Raw genomic sequence first — 18,972 nt, forward strand, 5'->3', positions numbered from 1 at the left:
GAGCTCCCGCCGGAGCACGCGAGCGCGCAGCGCGAGTCGTGCGTCGCATCCTCACGCGGCGAGTCGGTATCCCGCTCCTCGCACGGTCAGGATCAGCTCGGGCTTCTCGGGCGCGTGCTCGAGCTTCTCGCGCAGGTGGCGGACGTGCACGTCGATCCCCCGCGGGTCGCGGAACGCGCTGTCCCCCCAGATCGCCCGCATCAGCTCCTGCCGGTTCAGCAGGCGTCCCGGCGCGGCCATCAGCGCGGCGATCACCTCGAACTCGCTGAACGTCAGGCTGACCGGCTCGCCGTTGCGCTTGAGCTCGCGGGCGCCGCGGTCCAGTGAGAGCGGGCCGGACTGGAGCACGTCGTTCGCTCGCGGGCCCGCCCGTCTCAGGACGGCGCGGATGCGGCTCCGCAGCTCCGCCAGCCCGACCGGCTTGCCGACGTAGTCGTCCGCGCCCGCCTCCAGGCCGAGCACGGTGTCCGCCTCGGAGTCGAGCGCGGTGAGCATGATGATCGGGACCGTGTTGTGCCGGTTGCGCAGCGTGCGGCAGACCTCGTAGCCGTCCGGCCCGGGGCCGAGCGCCGCGTCGAGCAGGACCACGTCGAAGCGGTCCGTCGTCGCCCGGTCGATCGCGGTCCTGCCGTCAGCGACCGCGAACGTGGCGTGTCCTTCCCGCTGAAACGAGCGGGTGAGCGTTTCGCGCAGCGTCGACTCGTCGTCGACGATGAGGATCGAGAGCGAGCCTTCTTGCATTGGTCTTGTGGGTACCGGCGCGCGCTGAGGCGGGGATGAGCGCGAACAATGTCCCGGGCTTCTGTTGCGCTTGGCGACTGACGTCTTTTCCGTGTTTCACGGCCCAGCGGGCGGCCTGCCCGCAGCCGCTGCGCCAGGTGTGCGGCCCGCACGGCCCGGCGACCAGCACGTAGCCGACCTCGTCGTTTCGCACGTCCTTGCGCAGCGTCCTGAGCGGCGTCAGGGGCTTCCCGAGCTGCGTGCCGAGCATGAGGATGGGCCGGTCGTCGCGCTCGATGAGCGGGGCGGCCTTGGCCGCGGTCGCCGACGCGAGCTCGTACCGCGTGCGCTGATGGCGCTTCAAGAAGGCGGACAGGTGGGTGGCTTCGGTGGGCGTCAACGAGCCGAGATGCCCGGAGTCCGACGCGTCCAGGCGCACCACCCGCACGGCCTGCACAGCGGGTGGGGCCAGCAACGCCGCCAGCAGCAGCGCGCCGACGGCCTTGCGCTGGGTCAGGGAGACGATGCCGGCGCCGAGCGCGAGCGCCACGGGCGGAGCGAGCACGTCCACGTACCGGACCTTCAGGTCAGGCATGAACGACAGCACCGCCACCCCGGTGGCGAGCCACGCCGCGACGAACAACGCACCCGCCCTGGCGCGCCGGTCCGCCCGCCACCCGAGCGCCACCGCGAACGCCCCGATGACGACGGCGGGCAGGAGCTCGACGCCGAGCAACCCCCGCAGGTCCGCCTTCGTCGAGAGGAGCCGCCCGGGCCCGGCCTCGGCAGGAGCCACCGCCCCGAGATCGCTGCCCGCAACCGCGCGCGCCCGACCCGCGCCACTCCGCGCCGCGCCACTCCGCGCCGCGCCAGTCCGCGCTGCCCCACTCCGCGCCGTCCCACCCGCGCCACTCCGCGCCGCCCCAGCCGCGCCACTCCGCGCCGTCCCCCTCCGCGTCGCCCGACCCGCGCCACTCCGCGCCGCGCCGCGCCGCGTCGCCCCACCCGCGCCACTCCGCGCCGCCCCAGCCGCGCCACTCCGCGCCGTCCCGCTCCGCGCCGCCCCACCCGCGCCACTCCACGCCGTCCCACCCGCGCCACTCCGCGCCGTCCCACCCGCGCCGCTCCGCGCCGTCCCACCCTTCACCGGGCCCGCCAGGCGGGCGAGGCCGTCGTACGCGAACGCGGCGCTGATCGCCGTGCCGTCGTGGGAGCCGTAGGCCCACGGTTGTTCGCGGCCCGGGGCCGTGCTCACGACGACGAACCACGAGAGGCCGACCGCGAGCGCGACCGCTGCCCACAGCACCAGGCGCGAGAGGCGTTCACCGACGGCCAGCGGGCTCGCCGCGAAGTAGAGGACGACGAGCGCCGGGACCGGGATCAGCGCCTGGAAGAGCTTGACCGCGAACGCGGCGCCGACCGCGGCGCCCGCGCCCGCGAGCAGCCAGCGGCCGGTCGCCGCGTCGCGTTCCTCCGCGCGCGTCGCCGCCACGAGCGCCACCGCGGCCAGCAGCGCGAAGGCGACCGCCAAGGCGTCCATCGTGTCGCTGCGGTCGGTCAGCACCGCCAGCGGCGCGACCGCCACGGCGGCCGCGGCGGCCCAGCCCGCGTACCGTCCCCACAAGGCGCTGCCGAGGCGCTGCACCAACGCGACCCCCGCCAGGCCCGCGAGCGCCGCGGGCAGCAGCAGCGACACGGTCGAGAACCCGAGCAGCTTCGTCGCGATCACCTGCGGCCACAACGCGACCGCGGGCTTGTCGATCGCCACGCTCCCGCCCGGTTCGAGCGCGCCGAAGAGGAAGTCGTGCCACGAGGTTCCCATCGAGCGCACGGCGGCGTCGTAGAAGGGGTCGGGCGCGACGCCCCCGAGTCCGCTCAACCGCAGCGCCAGCGCGGCGGTGCAGACGAGCACCGCGGCGCTCGTCGCCGCCGCGCGCCCCGTCGCGAGCGGGACGGCGGCGGCGACACGCCGGCCGTTCACGCGAGCGCGCGCCGGAGGCGCAACAGCTCCGCGGACGCCCGGAACACGACGCGTGGCCGCAGCCCGCTCTGGCGGCCGGCGTTGCGGGGCAGGTGGCGGACGTCGCGCTCGCAGATCCGCGCGCCGGCCATCCGCGAACGGGCCAGCAGCTCGGCCGAGATCACGGCGCCGCTGCTCGTCAGCTCGAACGACTCCAGCACCGAACGGCGCACGAGCTTGAACGCGCAGTCGACGTCACGCACCCGCAGGCCGAGCGTCAGGTCGACCATCCGGTTCCAGACGGCGGCGGCGGCGCGGCGCCGGCGCGGGTCGTTGCGCACGCGGCGGTAGCCGGCGATCAGGTCGTGGTCGGCCGCCAGCGGGACGAAGCCGGCGAGATCGACCAGGTCGAACTGCAGGTCGGCGTCGGTGAGCAGGACCCACGGCTGCGTCGCGGCGGCGATCCCCGTCCGCAGCGCGGCGCCGTAGCCGCGGTTGCGCGGGTGGGCGACGACGTGGACGTGCGGGTCGCCGGCGGCGAGCCGCGTCGCCACGGCGTTGGTGCCGTCGCGCGAGCCGTCGTCGACCACGATCACCTCGTAGGCGAGCGCGTTCATTCTCCCCGCCCGGCACGCCATCCGCACCGAGGCGGCGACGTTGGCCTCCTCGTTGTGGCAGGGGAGGACGATCGACACGCCTTCGAGCACGGCGGCGGTGGAGGGGGAGGCAACTGCGGTCATGTCCCCAAGCTGCGCCAGAAGCGGTTGGAGCGGCCTAGCCATCCCGTTGCGATCTCGTTGGTTCAACGGAGCAGCCGCTGCATGAAGCGGTTGTTCTCGCGACCGGTCGCGGTGTGGGTCGGGTGGGCGCCGAGCCGGTGCAGGAGCGGCGCGGTCGCCGGCGCCCACACCGCCAGCAGGAACACGGTCAGGGCGATCGCCGCCGCACGCGGCGCACCCGGCAGCGCCAACGCCGCGAACGGCAGCACCCACAGCACGTACCACGGCATCGCCCACCCGAGCGAGACGACGAGCGCCGCCAGCACCCACGCCGCCGCGACCTCCCAGCGCCGCGTCCGCCACGTCCAGCAGGTGAAGCCCACGGTGACCAGCACCACCGCGACCTCGAGCTGGCCGCGTAGCTGCGCGTCCAACCCGCCGTGCCCGAGGGCCAGCCCGGCGAGGTTCGGCAATGACAGCCCGGCGACGAGCCGCGCCTGCGTCGAGTCGTTCGGCAGGTGCCCGTGGAACCCGAGCCAGACGACCGCGAGCGCGGCGGCGCCGCCGACCGCCACGCCCGCGGCCGCCCGCCCGCGGCGGGGTGACCCCGCCACGAGGACCGGGATCGCCAGCCCGGCGCTCAGTTTCACGGCGGCCGCGGCCGCCCAGAAGCTCCCGCCGAGCACCTCGCGGCGACTGATGGCGAGCAGCGCCCCACCCAGCAGGAGCGCCATGAAGAACACGTCGTTGTGCACGCCGCCGACGCCGTAGATCAAGACCAGCGGGTTCAACGCGACGAAGGCGACGGCCCGGGCGGGATCGCGTCCGAGGCGCCGCGCGAGCAGCGCCACGAGCACCGCGACGGCGATCGCTGCGACCCCCACGCTCGCCTTCAGCACCCAGTACGCGACCGGCAGCGAGAACGCCGCCAAGCCCTCGGTCGCGAGCGTGAACAGCGGTCCGTACGGGCTCGGCAGGTGGTGCCAGGTGGAGTAGGGATAGGCGGGATCGCCGCGCGCCTGGATCGGCAACGACGTGTACGGATCGAGCCCGTACAGCGGCACCATCCGCCCGTAGTGCAGGTAGTTGAACGTGTCCGTGAGCGAGAACGGCGGTGCGAGCGTGAGCACGGCGACGGCCGCCACGACCGTGGCGAGGACGGGCGCCAGCCCGACCCGCGGCGCGGTCGCGACCGCGAGCAGCCAGCACGCGGTCAGCCCGAGCAGCACCAGCGTGATGTCCCAGCGCAGCGATCCCACGCTGGTCGTCAGCCCCGGCCAGCGCCCCGCGAGCGGTCCGCCGAGCCAACCTTCGTCCCCGTGCAGTGTTGGAGGGGACAGGAACGAAGGCCGCTCGGCTGCGGCGAGCGCGGTCACGGTCGCGCCCGCCACCACTCCCGCCAGGGAGAGGGCGGCCGCGGCGCCTCCGATTGATGTTGCGGAGGCGCCGCGGCCGGGGTCGTCAGACGACGGCGGGGTCAGGAGGGAAACCGTCGGCTGCGTGCCATCCATTCCACCTCGCGGCCTGTTGGGATTGGGTTGGGAGGTCTTGAGGATCGCCTTGCGCCACGCGGATAAAGGGGCCTGACCCCTTTAGGTTCGAAGACATGGCCCGCTTCGTCCGCTTCTGCCTTGTGGGTGTCCTGAACACCGTCGTGACGCTCGGCGTCTATGCCGTGGCGCTGCGGCTCGCGGTCCCGTACCTACCGGCGGGTGCGCTGGCCTACGGACTGGGTGCGGTCAACGGGTTCGTGCTCAACCGGGCGTGGACGTTCCGGGTCCGCGGGCACCCGATGCGGTACGCCACCGTGGTTGGCATCGGTTTGGCGCTGAACGCGCTCCTCCTGCGTTGCGCGGTGGGCATGAACGTGCCGCGAGGACTGGCTGAGGTGGCCGTTGCGGCCCCGGTTACCCTCGTGACGTTCGCCCTCAGCCGCAGGTGGGCGTTCGCCTCTGATGTCACGTCACGTAAGCCTCAAGCTGGCCTTGGCCGCGCTCGTCGTTTTGAGCGTCCTCGCGCTGCTCGCGTACGACACGACCGACCCGCCGCAGACAGCGGTGGCGGCCACTGACTGCGTGGCCAAGCCGGGCGATCAGCGCCTCGGCGACACCCTTCTGCACATCCCGCCCAAGCCGCCCGTGGGGCTCGTGATCGCGCTCCACGGCGCGGGCGGGACCGGGGACGGCTTCGCGGGCGGGACCGGCTTCTCCGACGCGGCCGACGATCACGGCTTCGCGGTCCTCTACCCGAGCGCCGCGAAGCGCCACTTCTGGAGCCTCAACGACCAGATGGGGACGACCGACCTCGAGAACCTCCGCGCGCTGCTCCCGCAGGCCGAGGCGCTGGCGTGTACCGACCGCGTCTTCGCCACGGGGGTCTCCAACGGCGGCGGGTTCACCGCCCGCGTGGCCTGCGAGCTCGACGACATCGTGGCGATCGCCCCCGTCGCCGGCGGCTACCGCGCACTCGACCCGTGCCCGTCCACCCGCCGCGTCTCGCTCCTGGAGATCCACGGCACCGCCGACCACGTCGTCCCGTACAACGGCAAGAAGCCCGACTACGCGGGCTCGGTGCCGCGGTACCTGTCCGGCTGGGCGAAGCGGGACGGCTGCACCGGCAAGACCTCCAAGCGCGAGACGAAGGTCGTCACCCACCTCCGCTACTCCGGCTGCGCAGCCGGCCTCGCGGTCGAGCACCTCCGCCTCAAGGACGTCGACCACGGCTGGCCGGACGCCGCCTGGGGCCTCGACACCAACGAAGCCGTCCTGCGCTTCTTCGCCCGCAACCTGAAGGGTCAGACCCCTTAAGCGAAGCACGCTGTAAAGCCAAAACGAATGTTGAGGGGACTGACCCTTCAGGTTGCGCGGAGGGCCTCGGTGGGTGAGAGGCGGGCGGCGCGGAGGGCTGGGTAGAGGCCCGCGACCCCGCCCGCCACGACCGCCACGATCACGCCGCCGGCAAGCGCCACGGCCGGCAGTGCGGTGGTCCAGTTCTCGTGGGTGGCGTAGCCGAACGTCACGACGGCGCCGAGCAGCGTCCCGAACGCGCCGCCCAACCCCGCCAGCAGCAGTGACTCGGCGAGGAACTGCACACCCACGTTGCGGCGGGTGGCGCCCAGGGCACGACGGAGGCCGATCTCAGAGCGGCGTTCCAACACGCTGATCACCATCACGTTGGCGATCCCCACGCCGCCCACCAGCAGCGCCACGGCCCCCAGCCCGAGGAACAGGGACGTGAACGCGGTCTTGGCCGCCGCACGCGCCTCCAACGCATCCGAGGGCCGCGAGACCTCGACCTCCTCCGGGTTCTCCGGGTTCGCGGTCGCGCCCAGCAGCGCCCGCACCTCCTCCACGCGCTCCTGGTCGGCGCGCACGTAGACCGTCGACGCCGTGCCGTCGGCGTCGAAGAGCGACTCGGCGATCGGGAACCCGATCAGCGCGGCGGTATCGAGCTGCGGCGCCAAAGTCACCGGGTCGAGGATGCCGACGACCGTGAACCAGCGGTCGACGAGCCACACCCGCGAGCCCGTGTCGGCGATCCCCAACGTCAAGGCCGCCTCAGCGCCCAGCACCACCGCCGGGTACCGACTCGTCGCCGCGTTCAGGAACGTCCCATGCGACAGCGTCGCGCCCACCGTCCCCCGCAGCGACGGATCCGCGGCGGAGATGTTGATCCCGCCCGTCTCGTTCTTGTCGACGTACGGCGAGCGCCGCACCGTCCCCTGCACACCCACGGTCGCCGCCACCGAACCCACGCCATCGACCCGCCCCAGCATCGCCGGCGCCGCCTTGGGCAGCACCGCGTCGTCGCCCATGAACGACTGTCCGGGCGCGACCTGCAACAGGTTCGTCCCGAGCTTGTCGAGCTGGGCCAACAGATCCGCCTTCGAGGACTCCGAGATCCCCAGCACCGCCACCATCGAGGCGACGCCGATCGCGATCCCCAAAGCGGACAGCGCCGCCCGCGCCCGCCGCGTCCGCAGCCCGAGCGACCCGGTGCGCAATACGTCCGCCGCGGTCATGCCACCAACTCCCCATCACGAATCTCCACCCGCCGCGGAAACGCATCCGCGATCGCCAGGTCGTGCGTGATCGTCACGATCGTCGACCCGGCCGCGTGCAGCTCCTGCAGCAGCGCGAGGATGTCCGCACCGGTCCGCGAGTCGAGGTTGCCGGTCGGCTCGTCGGCGAACAGGATCGCCGGACGTCCCACGAGCGCCCGCGCGATCGCCACCCGCTGGCGCTCGCCACCCGACAGCTTCGACGGCGAGTGCGTCAACCGGTGCGACAGACCCACCGCGTCAAGCGCCGAGCGCGCGCGCCGCCGCCGCTCCGCCTGCCCGAAACCCGCATACAGGAGCCCCGTGGCGACGTTGTCCAACGCGCTCATCCCATCCAAGAGGAAGAACTGCTGGAAGACGAACCCGATCTCGCGCGCCCGCAACGCCGCCAACGCGCGCTCACCGAGCTTCGCGGTGTCCTGCCCGGCCACGTGGACCGAACCCGCGGTCGGCCGCTCGAGCGTCCCCATGACGTGCAGGAGGGTCGACTTCCCCGAACCCGACGGGCCGACGACCGCGCACGCTTCGCCCGCCCGCACGGTCAAGGACACGCCGCGCAGCGCGTCGACGCCACCCGGGTAGGACTTGCGCACCTCCACGAGGTCGAGGACCGTCGACGGCGGCGCAGCCACGAGCGTCATAGCGCCGTCACCACCTTCTCGCCCTCGCGCAGGTCGCCTTCGACCTCGACGAGATCGTCCGCGTACAGGCCGGGCGTGACCTTGACCATCCCACGCCCGACGACCTCGACGGCGTACCCGCCGCCCTGACGCGCCAGCAGCGCCTTGATCGGGACGGCCAACGCGTCCTTGCGGGTCTCGACGGAGAAGCCGACGTCGACCGGCGCCTGGTCGAGGTTGTCCGCCTTGCCCGGGAGCGTGATCGTGACCGTGATCGTGGACCCGTCCTCGGACTTGGTGGCGACCTTCCCGACGTCGGAGATGCGCCCGTTCACGGTGCGCCCCGACGGCAGGTCGACGGTCACCCGATCGCCCGCGTGCGCCAACCGCTGACGTGACGCGTCGATGTCGACGCTGACGACCCGGTCCTCCGACGAGAGCTCGCCGAGCGGCTTGCCGGCGCCGACCTGATCACCCACAGCGGCCTTCGCCTCACCCACCCGCGCCGGCCCGTCGTGGAAGACGACCGAGCCCCGAGCGAGCTTGCCGGTGTCGTCGAGATCCCGGTCTCGCTGGAACTGCTCGACGGCGTCGGTGGTCTCCCACGTCCAATCGCGGTCGACGTCGCCCGGGTCGTACCCGAGCTCGCGCAGGTTGCGCTCGAGCTGGCGGACGTCGTCGCCGTCGGTCATCCCGGGCCCGAAGTCCCGCCACGCGGGGAGCGTGCCGTAGAAGAGGAACGCAGACGGCACGTCGTTCACCGCGTACAGGGAGTGCCCGCGCGTGACGACGCTGCCCGGGTCGCGCAACGCCGTCAAGGTCCCCGTCGCGGCGCACACGAGCGTGGTGGTGTCGGCGTAGCCGAGCGTCCCGGCGACGCTGGCGCGGTCGACGAGATCCGTCCGCTCGACCGGCGCCGTCGCCCGCGCCGGCCCTTGCGACGCCGCCTTGACCGGCGTCTCGCCGCCGGTCGCCACCACGACGCCGCCGGCGGCCGCGGCGACCACCGCGACCCCGCCCGCGAGTCGCCGGCGCATCAGTTCTCATCCTCTCCGGCCGACGAGGTGCTCGGCCCGTCCGGCATCGTCTTCTCGCACGCCTTCTGGGCGGCCTGGAACTTGGCCCCTTCCGGGTTCATGCTCTTGTCGATCCGCACCCGCGCGCCGCCGTTGGAATCGAACTGCGGGTCCGGGAAGTTGTCGATGCCGTGCTCGCGCATGCACCGCGCGTTGGCCAGCGCCGCCTTCTTGAACTCCTCCTTCTGCTCGGCGGACATCTCCGGCGCCTTGATCTGGGCGCGGTACTTGTCGCACGCCTTCTCGGCCTGCTGGACCTTCTCCGGGTTCTTCGGGTCGCCCTTCATCCGCTGGGTGACGCGCCCGCCGTTGAACTGCGGGTCCGGCATGTCGACGCCGTTGGACCGCATGCACTTCGCGAAGTCGAGCATCGCCTTGCGGTTCTTGGCCTCCTGCGTCTGGGCGGAGGCCGGCTTCGAGGGGTCCTCCTCGGCGCCACAGGCGACGAGTGAGGCGGCCGCCGTGACGGCGACGAGAAGGGAAACGATCTTCATACCCGACATCTCGCCGGTCGGGTATGAGACCGCCTTCAGCCGAACCTAGGGATTTGCTGAGAGGACCGGGAGACGCAGGCGCAGCAGCGCGCCGCCGCCGTCCGCGGCCTCCGCGGCCACGGTCCCGCCGTGCCCTTCGGCGACCTGGCGCACGATCGCCAGGCCGAGGCCGGAGCCGGGCCGTCCCCGCGCCGTGTCGGAGCGGAAGAAGCGGTCGAAGACCAGGTGACGCTCATCCGGGTCGATCCCCGGGCCGCGGTCGCGGACCGTCAGCTCGCCGTCGCGCAGGCGGACCTCGACCACGCTCCCGGCCGGGCTCCACTTGGCGGCGTTGTCGAGCAGGTTCGCGACCGCGCGGTCGAGCCGCGCCGGCACGCCCTGAACGAGCGCCGGTTCGAGCTGCGTCTGGAACGTGACGAGCGGCGTGTGCCTTCGCGCCCGCTCGACGGCCGTCGCGACCAGCCGGTCGAGCCGGACGTCCTCGACGACGGGCGCCTCGGGCTCCTCGTCGCGGGCGAGCTCGACCAGGTCGCCGACGAGCGCGCTCAGCTCCTCGAGTTGCGCGACGAGGTCGGCTCTGAGCCGGTCGCGGTCGCCGGGGTCGGGCGGACCGCCGCGGGCGAGCACCTCGAGGTTGGTCCGCAGGCTGGTCAAGGGTGTGCGCAACTCGTGCGAGGCATCGGCGACGAGCTGGCGTTGCGCGCGCTGACTTCGCTCGAGCGCCTCGAGCATCGTGTTGAAGGACGTGGCGAGGCGCGAGACCTCGTCCTCGCCTTGGGCGTCGATGCGCCGTGACAGGTCACGCGTCGTGGCGACGTGCTCGGCGGTCTCGGTCAGCTCCACCACGGGACGGATCGCGGTCCGCGTCGCCAGGCGTGAGAGCACGATCGCGAGCGCGATCCCCGCCAGCGCCAGCAGCCCGAGCGCCCAGCGCAGCGTCCCGAGCGAGGAGTCGACCTCGGCCAGCGGCCGGGCGACGAAGATCGCCAGGCCGTTCGGTCCGCGGCTCACGAGCACGCGCATCCGCGTCCCCTGGATCTTCTGGTCGGCGATGAACGGCTGGCGCTTGCCGACCGCGACGTCCTGCATCTCCTGCGTGTCGCCGAGCGGCTCCGGGCCTGGCTCCTGCCGGATCGTCCCGCCGGCGGCGAAGCGCGAGACGCGCACCAGCGCCGGCGACTCGCCGGCGAGCAGCATCGTGTCGGCGGCCGCGCCGGCCGGGCCTTGGCCGCGCACGGTCAGCTCCGGCGGGACCGGGGCCATCGCCGCCTGGTCGCGCAGCGACTGGTCGAGCCGGTCGCGCAGCGTGTCGCGCACGACCCAGTAGGCGAGCGCCGAGCCGAGCACCACCGTGACGGCCACCGCGACGCCGCATGAGAGCGCGACCCGCCTCCGGAAGCTCACTGTTCCCGCAAGACGTAGCCGACGCCGCGCACCGTCTGGATCACGCGCGGCTCCCCCAGCTTGCGCCGCAGGTAGCCGACGTAGACCTCGAGCGAGTTCGAGCTCGGCCCGAAGTCGTAGCCCCAGACGTGCTCGAAGATCTGCGTGCGGGTGAGCACCTGGCGCGGGTGGTTCATCAACAGCTCCAGCAGCAGGTACTCGGTGCGGGTGAGTTCGATCAACCGCTCGCCCCGGTGCACCGTGTGGCCGGCCGGGTCGAGGACGATGTCCGCGTAGCGCAACGGATCCTCGACCGGGCTGCCGGTCCGCCGCAGCAGCGCCCGCAGCCGCGCGCCCAGTTCCTCGAGCGCGAACGGCTTCACCAGGTAGTCGTCCGCTCCGGCGTCCAGCCCCTTCACGCGGTCGGGAACGGCGTCGCGCGCGGTGAGCATCAACACCGGCGTGCGGTCACCCGCGGCGCGCAGCCGCCGGCACACCTCGAGCCCGTTCGGCTCGGGCATCAGCACGTCGAGGACGATCGCGTCCGGCGGCGTGTGGGCGAGCGCGTCGAGCGCCTCCGTACCGTCGGAGGCGAGCTGCACGCGGTAGCCGTCCATCCGCAGCGCGCGGTCCAGCGCGTCGCGCACCGAGGGCTCATCGTCGACGACCAGGATCCTCACGGACCCATGGTCTGTGAGTTAACTGAGAACTGAGTAAGAGACCGCTACGTCCAGGGGTCCAGCGGGAGGCGGCTGGGGTAGCCGGTCTCCGCCGCGTGCCAGTGACCGACCTCGTTCTCGTCGACCTGCCAGCACAGGTAGACCTCGCGCCCGTCGCGCAGGGCGGGGAAGTCGATCAAGCCCGCCTCGAGGTCCCGAACCAGGAGATCCAGTTCCTCGAGGTGCTCGAAGCCCAGCGTCGCGGCCACGGCGGCCTGCGCGCGGACGCGCCCCGGGAACGCGCCGCCGACGACGTCGGCGAGCGTCGCGAAGCCCGCGTCGAAGCCCTCGTCCTGCAGGACGTGCTTGGCGTCCTGGAGACGACGGACGGTCATGCGGACCTCCGGGAGGAGCGCATTCGCCTGCTCGGCGGTGTAGTGGCGCTGGTGCAACATCTCGAACATGGTGTTACCCGTATTCGGCCGCATCAGACGTTTCTCCCCCATGTCTAGACCAAGGTCTAGGGCGCTGAACCTTCGATCAGCTGCGCCTCCCAGGAGGAGGGGGTGAAGATTCTGCCCGGCTGGGCACCGATCGCGAGGACCGTCGTTCCGGGCTCTTTGGCGACCGCGACACGCGACAGCGAGGGGTCCTCCACGAAGACGACCGTGCCGGTCGGCGCGTCGACCGTCTCGGTGCCGACCGCGAACGACGCGACCCCGCTCAGCACGACGTAGACCTCCTGGTGGCCGGAGTCGATCTCGTCGTGATCGACGATCACCTGCACGCCCGCCTCCGGCGCGCGGTACGCGTTGAGGCCGAACGCGCTGACGCCCAGCCGGTGACGCAGCGTGATCCAGTCGGCGCCCGTGTCATCGTCACGGATGGTGTCGACCGCGTCGATCCTGAGCGTCTTGAACCCGGACATTCGTAACCCCCTACTGTTGTTCACAGGTTATGGCCACCGTACCCGCTGAGCTGGAACTCGTGTTGGATTTCCTCAACACGCGCGAGCTCGGTGCGGGAACTGACGTGCTCACAGGCGAGTGGCTCGTTGCGCACGGGCTGGGAGATGACGCCGATGTCGAGGCGGCGCGGGCGTTCCGAGAGCGGCTGCGCGCCGTGCTGAGCGGCGAGCCGGTCTCGCTCGACGCGACGCTCACGGTGCGCCTCGAACCGGCGGGTCCGCGGCTCGAGGGGTCCGATGCGGTCTCGCGCGTGCTGGCCGTCATCGCCGCCTCGACCTCCTGGGACCGCGTGAAGGTCTGCTCCGCCGAGGACTGCCGGTGGGCGTTCTTCGACACCTCGCGCAACCACTCGCGCACGTGGTGCTCGATGAGCGACTGCGGGAACCGCGCGAAGGCCCGCGCCTACCGCGCGCGTCAGTCGCCGAACGCGGGCGCGTAGCGAAACGCGCCGCGGATCTCCGGCGCGTAGGCCGGCAGGGCGAGCGCCATCCACGCTTCCGGCGGCGCGTCGTAGTGGGTGGTGATGCCGAACGCGGCGGCGGCGGGGCGAAAGCCGAAGCGCGGGTAGTACGTGGGGTGGCCGAGGAGGGCGATCAGCGGGTACTCGGTGCGGCTCGCGCGCTCGATCGCCTCCTGCATGAGCGCCGTGCCGATGCCTTCGTGTTGGTGCGCCGGGTCGACCGCGATCGGGCCGAGGCCGAGCGCCGGGTGCTCGCCGACGTGGGCGTGGCTGATGGTGACGTGGCCGCGGAGCTCGTCGTCGACGAGACACAGGCCGGGGACGTGGTCGTCGGCTGCTCTGAGGGCGTCGACGAGCTCGGCCTCGAACGTGCTCGGCGCGAACGCGGCGAGGTCGAGCTCGCGGATCCTGGCGTAGTCGCCGGGCTGCTCGGGCCGGATGCTCACAGCTCGAACTGGTCGTCGCCGGCCTGCAGGACGACGGGTTCCCCTTCGCGCGCGGCGAAGGTGATCGGCAGCTGCGGGTCGTGCGTCTGGAACTCGGCCGTCGCCACGGTCAGGCCGCCGAACGCGGCCGCGAGCGCGAGCGTGATCGATGCGAGGTGGTCGATCGTGCCGAGCGGCGCGGCGAGCTCGCCCGTGTTCGGGTCGAGATGGATCGCGGAGGCCGGGGTCGGGCGGATCTCCGGCAGCGGGCGGGCGGGTGCGGGCACGGTCGCGTCGGCCGGAATGAAGGCGAGCGTGTCGCCCTCGGTGATCTCCAGGCCCTCGGCGGTCGACTCGAGCATCGCGTTCTCGCCCTCGGGCGTGTGGATCAGCAGCACGACGCGGGTGGCGTGCGAGGCCTGCTGGAACGTGCGGATGGTCGCGATCTCCTCGCTGTGGCGGGCGAGGGCGATGAGTGCGGCGGGGTCCATGGTCCTTATGCGGCGGCGGCGCCCGCGTGGCGCGCTTCGACTTCGTGGGGATTGTTCTCGTAACCGCCGCGCACGTAGCTCCACCACATCTTCAGCCGGTGGTCCTGGTCCTGCCACACGTGGCACAGCTCGTGGGCGATCAGGCTCGGCGAGACCTGGCTGAGCGGGAACTTCAGCAGGATCAGCGGGCCCATCTCGTAGCCGTGGAAGCGCCGGAACCACGGCAGCTTGAAGAGCAGCGGGACGTGCAGGATCCGGACGTGGTCGATGTTCACGAGCGTGGGATAGAAGCCGAGCTGGTCGAGCGTCGCCTTCGCGCGTTGCAGGGCGGCACGTTCCTCGGGCGTCTTGCGCAGCGTCACAGCTCGAGCAACGGCGAGATGTAGGCCGCGACCGCCTCGTCGGCGAGCGTCGCCGCGTCCGTCGGCACGGACGCCTGGCGGGTGCGGATGTGGTTCGCGGCCTCGATCAACACGCCCGCCCCGAGCGGCGCCCCGAGCGCGAGCAACGTGTCGACCGCCTCCTGCGCCCGCGGGTCGGACTGCGCCACGAGTGCCTTGAGCGTGTCCGCCGGCGGGCGGGCGACGTCGATCGCCGCGAACCGCCGCAGGACGTTCGCCCCGCGCGGCGGCGAGCCGTTCCAAGTCGCGACGACCCGCCAGCCGCGGGCGGGACCGGCCTCCTCGCCGTCGAGGGTGACGGGCACGCCCGCGAGCAGCGTCGAGAGCGGCTTGAGCGCCTCATCCGGATTCGCCTGGTCGAGCTCGTCCGCGATCACCCAGCGTCCCCGCGGCGCCGCGTCGGTGAGGAGTGCCTGTGACGGCGCCCCGGTGATCACGGTCGCCCCGTGCGCATGCCCGGCCTGCGCCGCCGCCCGCGTGATCGCGAGGGCGAGCGTCGTCTTCCCGGACCCGGGCGCCCCGGTGAGGACGAGGTGCTTCCCGGCGTTGAGCGCGGCGGCGACGTTCGCGTACGTGTCGTCGGCGAGTCTGAGCCCCGCCTCCTCCGCTGCGGCCCGGATCGCCCACGCCTCCACGAACACGCCCGCCGGCGGCGGCGTCTCCCGCCGCGGCGTCGTCGGCGTCGGCCCGGCCACGGGCACGACCGGCGGCCCCTGCGACACGGCCGGTGCGGGCTCCGGCGCGACTGTGGGCGCGGCCTGTTCGGGCGCGGCGACGGGCGGCGCGGACGACACGGGCGGCTCCCCGACGGCCGGCGCGGCCTGGCCGGGCGCGGCAACGGGCGGCGCCGACGACACCGGCGCGGCCTGCTCGGGCGCGGCAACGGGCGGCGCGAGCGACACCGACGGCTCCGCCGCCACCGGCGCGGCCTGCTCGGGCGCGGCAACGGGCGGCGCGGACGACACCGACGGCTCTGCCGCCACCGGCGCGGCCTGCTCGGGCGCGGCAACGGGCGGCGCGGGCGACACCGACGGCTCCGCCGCCACCGGAGCGGCCTGCTCGGGCGCGGCAACAGGCGGGGCGGACGACACGGGCGGCACGGCGACCGGCGGCACGGACGCCACAGGCGACTCGCCGGCCGCCGGCGCGGCCTGTTCGGGCGGCGCCGACGACACGGGCGGCTCGGCCGCCGCCGGCGCGGCCTGGTCGGGCGCGCCAACAGGCGGCGCGGAGGATACGGGCGACTCGGCGACGACCGGCGCGGCCTGTTCGGGCGGCGCGGACGAGACCGGCGGCGCCACAACCTCCGGGGGCGGCGGCGACGGCGCGGCCGCGAGTGGGTCGCCGGCGACGACGGCCGGCGGCGCGAAGTCGTCCGCCGGGGCCGTTTCGGGCGGCGCCGAGGACACCGGCGGCGCGGCCACCTCAGGCGGCGCCGAGGACACCGGCGGCGCGGCCACCTCGGGCGGCACCGAGGACACCGGCGGCGCGGCCACCTCAGGCGGCGCCGAGGACACCGGCGGCGCCGCCACCTCGGGCGGCGCCGAGGACACCGGCGGCGCCGCCACCTCGGGCGGCGCCGAGGACACCGGCGGGGCTTGCGACGCCGGCACCTCCGGCGCGGCTCCCGCGAGCGGGTCGCCCGGGGCGACGTGCGGCGGCGCGGTCTCCTCCACCGGCGGGGGCGTGGACGCGGTGGCGCCGGGGGTGATGACGGTCGGGGCGTCGACCGGCGGCGGGTAGACGACGTCGGGCTCGGCGGCGAGCGGGTCGCCGGAGGTCAGCTCCGGGGCATCGTCGTCGTCGCCGTAGTCGGTCGACGCGGCGCGGGGGACGATCGGCGGGCGCGCGGGCTCCTCGGGCTCGCGAGGCGGCGCGACCGACCCGATGCTGCCGACCACCGTGTGGTAGCCGTTGTCGTCGTCATCCTCGGGCTCGGGCTCAGGGGCCTCCGCCACGACCGGCTCCGCTGCCGGCTCCGGCGGGGGCGGCGGCGCTTCCTCCACCGCGTACTCCGCCTCCGCGGCCGCGGCGACGGCGTCGGCGCCGCCCGGGTTCAGCTGGGCGGCGATGTCCGGCAGCGACATGTGGACGGGCAACGTGAGCTCGCCGCGGACCAGGTCGCCGGTCGGCGTGAGCCGGTCCTCGGCGTCGATCATCTCCATGTCCCGCAGCAGCGCGAGGTGGCGCTCGCCCTGGATCTGCAGCGTGTTCTCGTTGTCCCAGCCGGCGCGGCCGAGGTAGGCCATCGAGCGGCCGAAGTCCATCGTCGCGACGCGGGTGCCGGGGGGCGTCGAGGCCAGCAGGCTCAGGCCGATCGCCAACCCGTGGAAGATCGAGTCGGTCATGTGCTTCTCGCGCAGCTGGCGGCGAAGCCACTCGGCCTGCTGGTCGCCGATCGAGAACGGAGCGTCCGGGTCGCCGGAGCGGATGTAGCGCTTGCCGACCTCGGTCAGCTCGACGACACCGCGGTCCTCCTTGACGAGACCCGCGGCGCGGGCGAAGGAGATGAAGTGGCGCATCCGGCCGAGCGCGTTCTCGAGATCGGGTGGGAACAGCTCGTCGAGGCTGAACTCCGTCACGAACTCGTCCGTGCGCAGCCGGCCGCGCTTGTCGATCGCTCGGAGGAGGCCGTGCGCGTGGCCCAGGCTGTCGGCGGGGATGGGACGCATACGCGCTGACTTTAATGCGCGCGCGGCCCCGCACTCGGGCCGCGCGCACCAACACGGTCAGCCGGAGGAGGGCCGGCCGGACGCGGTCGACGTCTCCGTGGGCGTCGCGGCCGCCGCGTTCGCGGTCTCCTTGGGCTCCGAGCGCGGGGGCGCCTTTGCGGTCGGGCTGGTCGCCGCCGGCTTGGCGCCCGCGGGCTTCGGCTTCGCCGCCACCGGCGGCTTGGGCTGAGCGGGCGCGGACGGCTTCGGCGCCGCCGGGTTCTTCGCCGCCGGCTTGGCCTTCGCGGGCTTCGGCTTCGCCGCCACCGGCGGCTTGGGCTGAACGGGCGCGGACGGCTTCGGCGCCGCCGGGTTCTTCGCCGCCGGCTTGGCCTTCGCGGCTGGAGGCTTGGGCTGGGCCGGCACGGTCGGCTTCGGCGCCGCCGGGTTCTTCGCCGCGGGCCGAGCCGGCCTCGTCCGCCCCGCCTTGACGGTCGAGGCGCGGCCCGACGGCTTCGGCTTGCTCGCCCGCGCCGCGGGCTTGCGCGTGGCGGTCGCCGACTTCGGGGCGGCAGGAGCACCCGGCCGGGGCGCCCCGACGCCTTCAGGCGACGGTGAGGTGGTGGCCGGCGGCGGGACGGTGGTGTCGTCCTCGCGCCGCAGCAGCCCTTCCGCCACTCCGACGGCCTTGCGGGCGGCGCCGGCGGCGGTCTCGATCAGTGTCTTCGGTAGGGACATCTCACCTGAGTCTGCCCGCGCCCGCCGAGAACTACGCGAGGATCGCGAGCGCGGCGTCGCCGCAGGCCAGCGCGAGCGCCTCGGTGGCCGTGATCCGCTCGACGAGCGAACCGTCCCCCAGGCGCAGCTCGCCCGTCACGCGCCCGCCCATCAGGGCTTCCGCGAAGTGCAGCTCGAGCTCGCCCGAGGAAAGCTCCTGCGACCGCTCCCACGCAGCGTCCACCTCGGCCAGCACATGCGCGGGCGGGCCAAGAAGGGGGTCGTGGGCGTGCGTGAAGCGGTACATCAGTGTCCTCCAGACGATCTACGGAGCTTGCACTCCGATTGATCGACTGGGCACCTCACGCACTCATGGGGTGGACACCCCAAGGCACCTCAAAAGTCGCTAAAGGCCCGCGGGATGCCGCGCGACGAAGCCCGCGGTGGAGCGTCCGTCGTTGGACCAGCGCGAACCGGTGACCCGCGTGGCGGAGGTGTCGAAGCGGATTCCCGCCACCTCGAGGAAGACGTGGCCGGCGTTCGCGTAGATCGTGACCCACTTGCCCTTGCCCGGCTCGCCCCACGACATCAGCGGCCCGGACGCCAGCGGCGCGTTCAGCAGCCCCGCCGCGGCCAGCGCGAAGGAGACCGAGCCCGAGCAGTCGTAGCCCGTGTCCAACCACTTGCCGTGCCCGCCGCCCCACAGATAGGGCGTGCGCGCGATGCCGTTGCCGGCCTCGATGATCTGCTTGACGGCCTCGGGCGCCTCCAGCGGCGGGAGCGCGACGCCGTTGCCGAGCGCGACCGCCTTGTCGACGGCGTTGTTGCCGCCGCTCGCCGGGTTCTTCCCGCGCACGGCCGCGGAGGCCTCGCGGGTCGGCTTGGCGTCGTTCGCGTTCAGGCCGGGATCGGCCGCAGGCGCCTGCGCCGTCGGCGACGCCGCGCCCGCCACGGGCTCGACGGCCTTGGCCCGTGAGCCGGTCAGCGGCGGGAGCGACACCTGGTCCTCGGACTTGGGCGCCACGAGCGGGGTCTTCGCGGCCGCCGCGACCTGGGGCGACGGGTCTTCCTTCCCGGCCGCACCGAGCGCGTACCAGCCCCCGCCGAGCGTGACGAGCCCGGCCGTGGTGGCCATCAGTGCGAATCGGCGCATCCAGCCACTATGCCC

The 18,972-nt window shown here is 73.5% G+C and carries 22 protein-coding genes; 3 read left to right on the forward strand and 19 right to left on the reverse strand.

Going from position 1 to position 18,972, the window contains the following annotated elements; translation table 11 throughout:
• Positions 1–51: 51 nt before the first annotated feature.
• The 4 genes from G569_RS0136395 to mptB form a co-directional block, all read right to left on the reverse strand.
• A complete protein-coding gene (locus G569_RS0136395; protein WP_028067049.1) occupies positions 52–741 on the reverse strand; it encodes a response regulator transcription factor in 690 nt (229 codons plus the stop codon).
• Complete coding sequence (locus tag G569_RS0136400) at positions 632–2,701, reverse strand: glycosyltransferase family 39 protein (RefSeq protein ID WP_028067050.1); 2,070 nt, start codon at positions 2,699–2,701, stop codon at positions 632–634. Before G569_RS0136400 ends, G569_RS0136395 begins: the two co-directional genes overlap by 110 nt.
• The gene (locus G569_RS0136405; RefSeq protein ID WP_064750539.1) at positions 2,698–3,420 is read right to left on the reverse strand and encodes a glycosyltransferase family 2 protein; all 723 of its coding nucleotides are present in this window, start codon (positions 3,418–3,420) and stop codon (positions 2,698–2,700) included. Before G569_RS0136405 ends, G569_RS0136400 begins: the two co-directional genes overlap by 4 nt.
• Before the next feature lie 62 nt (positions 3,421–3,482).
• Positions 3,483–4,775 (reverse strand): polyprenol phosphomannose-dependent alpha 1,6 mannosyltransferase MptB, encoded by a 1,293-nt coding sequence (gene mptB, locus G569_RS0136410; protein WP_211233187.1) that lies wholly within the window; start codon positions 4,773–4,775, stop codon positions 3,483–3,485.
• Between the two features lie 230 nt (positions 4,776–5,005).
• On the opposite strand from mptB, the gene G569_RS61840 reads away from it, so the two are divergent.
• Both G569_RS61840 and G569_RS59790 read left to right on the forward strand, forming a co-directional pair.
• A complete protein-coding gene (locus G569_RS61840; RefSeq protein WP_084286128.1) occupies positions 5,006–5,470 on the forward strand; it encodes a GtrA family protein in 465 nt (154 codons plus the stop codon).
• Positions 5,385–6,206, forward strand: a complete 822-nt coding sequence (locus G569_RS59790; RefSeq protein ID WP_169542325.1) for a CE1 family esterase — start codon at positions 5,385–5,387, stop codon at positions 6,204–6,206. Before G569_RS61840 ends, G569_RS59790 begins: the two co-directional genes overlap by 86 nt.
• Before the next feature lie 47 nt (positions 6,207–6,253).
• Here G569_RS59790 and G569_RS0136420 read toward each other — a convergent pair whose 3' ends face one another.
• From G569_RS0136420 to G569_RS0136455, 8 genes are read right to left on the reverse strand one after another with little or no spacing between them, the layout of a single operon-like run.
• Complete coding sequence (locus G569_RS0136420) at positions 6,254–7,420, reverse strand: ABC transporter permease (protein ID WP_028067053.1); 1,167 nt, start codon at positions 7,418–7,420, stop codon at positions 6,254–6,256.
• A complete protein-coding gene (locus G569_RS0136425; protein ID WP_037501755.1) occupies positions 7,417–8,100 on the reverse strand; it encodes an ABC transporter ATP-binding protein in 684 nt (227 codons plus the stop codon). The genes G569_RS0136420 and G569_RS0136425 overlap by 4 nt, the downstream gene beginning before the upstream one ends.
• Entirely contained in the window at positions 8,097–9,116 is a 1,020-nt protein-coding gene (locus G569_RS0136430) for a peptidoglycan-binding protein (protein ID WP_037501757.1), read from the reverse strand. Before G569_RS0136430 ends, G569_RS0136425 begins: the two co-directional genes overlap by 4 nt.
• Positions 9,116–9,649 (reverse strand): hypothetical protein, encoded by a 534-nt coding sequence (locus G569_RS59795; RefSeq protein WP_028067056.1) that lies wholly within the window; start codon positions 9,647–9,649, stop codon positions 9,116–9,118. The genes G569_RS0136430 and G569_RS59795 overlap by 1 nt, the downstream gene beginning before the upstream one ends.
• A gap of 45 nt (positions 9,650–9,694) precedes the next feature.
• Positions 9,695–11,011, reverse strand: coding sequence for a sensor histidine kinase (locus G569_RS0136440; RefSeq protein WP_157592557.1), 1,317 nt, complete (start codon positions 11,009–11,011; stop codon positions 9,695–9,697).
• Between the two features lie 38 nt (positions 11,012–11,049).
• Positions 11,050–11,712, reverse strand: a complete 663-nt coding sequence (locus G569_RS0136445) for a response regulator transcription factor (protein WP_028067058.1) — start codon at positions 11,710–11,712, stop codon at positions 11,050–11,052.
• Positions 11,713–11,756: 44 nt separating this feature from the next.
• Entirely contained in the window at positions 11,757–12,155 is a 399-nt protein-coding gene (locus tag G569_RS0136450) for a DUF2203 domain-containing protein (protein WP_028067059.1), read from the reverse strand.
• Positions 12,156–12,211: 56 nt separating this feature from the next.
• Positions 12,212–12,619 carry a hypothetical protein gene (locus G569_RS0136455; RefSeq protein WP_028067060.1) on the reverse strand — a complete coding sequence of 136 codons (408 nt, stop codon included), beginning with the start codon at positions 12,617–12,619 and terminating at the stop codon, positions 12,212–12,214.
• A 29-nt stretch (positions 12,620–12,648) separates the two neighbouring features.
• Between G569_RS0136455 and G569_RS0136460 the strand changes: the two genes are divergently transcribed.
• Positions 12,649–13,098 carry a CGNR zinc finger domain-containing protein gene (locus tag G569_RS0136460; protein ID WP_037501763.1) on the forward strand — a complete coding sequence of 150 codons (450 nt, stop codon included), beginning with the start codon at positions 12,649–12,651 and terminating at the stop codon, positions 13,096–13,098.
• On the opposite strand, the gene G569_RS0136465 is transcribed toward G569_RS0136460, so the two are convergent.
• The 7 genes from G569_RS0136465 to G569_RS59800 all read right to left on the reverse strand — a co-directional run bounded on the left by G569_RS0136465 (position 13,074) and on the right by G569_RS59800 (position 18,957).
• Positions 13,074–13,565 carry a GNAT family N-acetyltransferase gene (locus tag G569_RS0136465; protein WP_028067062.1) on the reverse strand — a complete coding sequence of 164 codons (492 nt, stop codon included), beginning with the start codon at positions 13,563–13,565 and terminating at the stop codon, positions 13,074–13,076. The two genes, G569_RS0136460 and G569_RS0136465, sit on opposite strands and share 25 nt — an antisense overlap.
• Complete coding sequence (locus G569_RS64210) at positions 13,562–14,035, reverse strand: hypothetical protein (protein ID WP_028067063.1); 474 nt, start codon at positions 14,033–14,035, stop codon at positions 13,562–13,564. The genes G569_RS0136465 and G569_RS64210 overlap by 4 nt, the downstream gene beginning before the upstream one ends.
• 5 nt (positions 14,036–14,040) lie before the next feature.
• Complete coding sequence (locus G569_RS0136475) at positions 14,041–14,397, reverse strand: hypothetical protein (protein WP_028067064.1); 357 nt, start codon at positions 14,395–14,397, stop codon at positions 14,041–14,043.
• Positions 14,394–17,108 (reverse strand): P-loop NTPase family protein, encoded by a 2,715-nt coding sequence (locus G569_RS0136480; protein ID WP_028067065.1) that lies wholly within the window; start codon positions 17,106–17,108, stop codon positions 14,394–14,396. The genes G569_RS0136475 and G569_RS0136480 overlap by 4 nt, the downstream gene beginning before the upstream one ends.
• 57 nt (positions 17,109–17,165) lie before the next feature.
• Positions 17,166–17,825 carry a hypothetical protein gene (locus G569_RS54645; protein WP_053227533.1) on the reverse strand — a complete coding sequence of 220 codons (660 nt, stop codon included), beginning with the start codon at positions 17,823–17,825 and terminating at the stop codon, positions 17,166–17,168.
• 31 nt (positions 17,826–17,856) lie between these two features.
• On the reverse strand, positions 17,857–18,111 hold the full coding sequence (locus tag G569_RS0136490; protein ID WP_028067066.1) for a hypothetical protein: 255 nt from the start codon (positions 18,109–18,111) through the stop codon (positions 17,857–17,859).
• A gap of 99 nt (positions 18,112–18,210) precedes the next feature.
• Entirely contained in the window at positions 18,211–18,957 is a 747-nt protein-coding gene (locus G569_RS59800) for a hypothetical protein (RefSeq protein ID WP_053227534.1), read from the reverse strand.
• Between the last annotated feature and the right edge of the window lie 15 nt (positions 18,958–18,972).

The organism is Solirubrobacter soli DSM 22325 (genome assembly GCF_000423665.1).
Taxonomy (GTDB): domain Bacteria; phylum Actinomycetota; class Thermoleophilia; order Solirubrobacterales; family Solirubrobacteraceae; genus Solirubrobacter; species Solirubrobacter soli.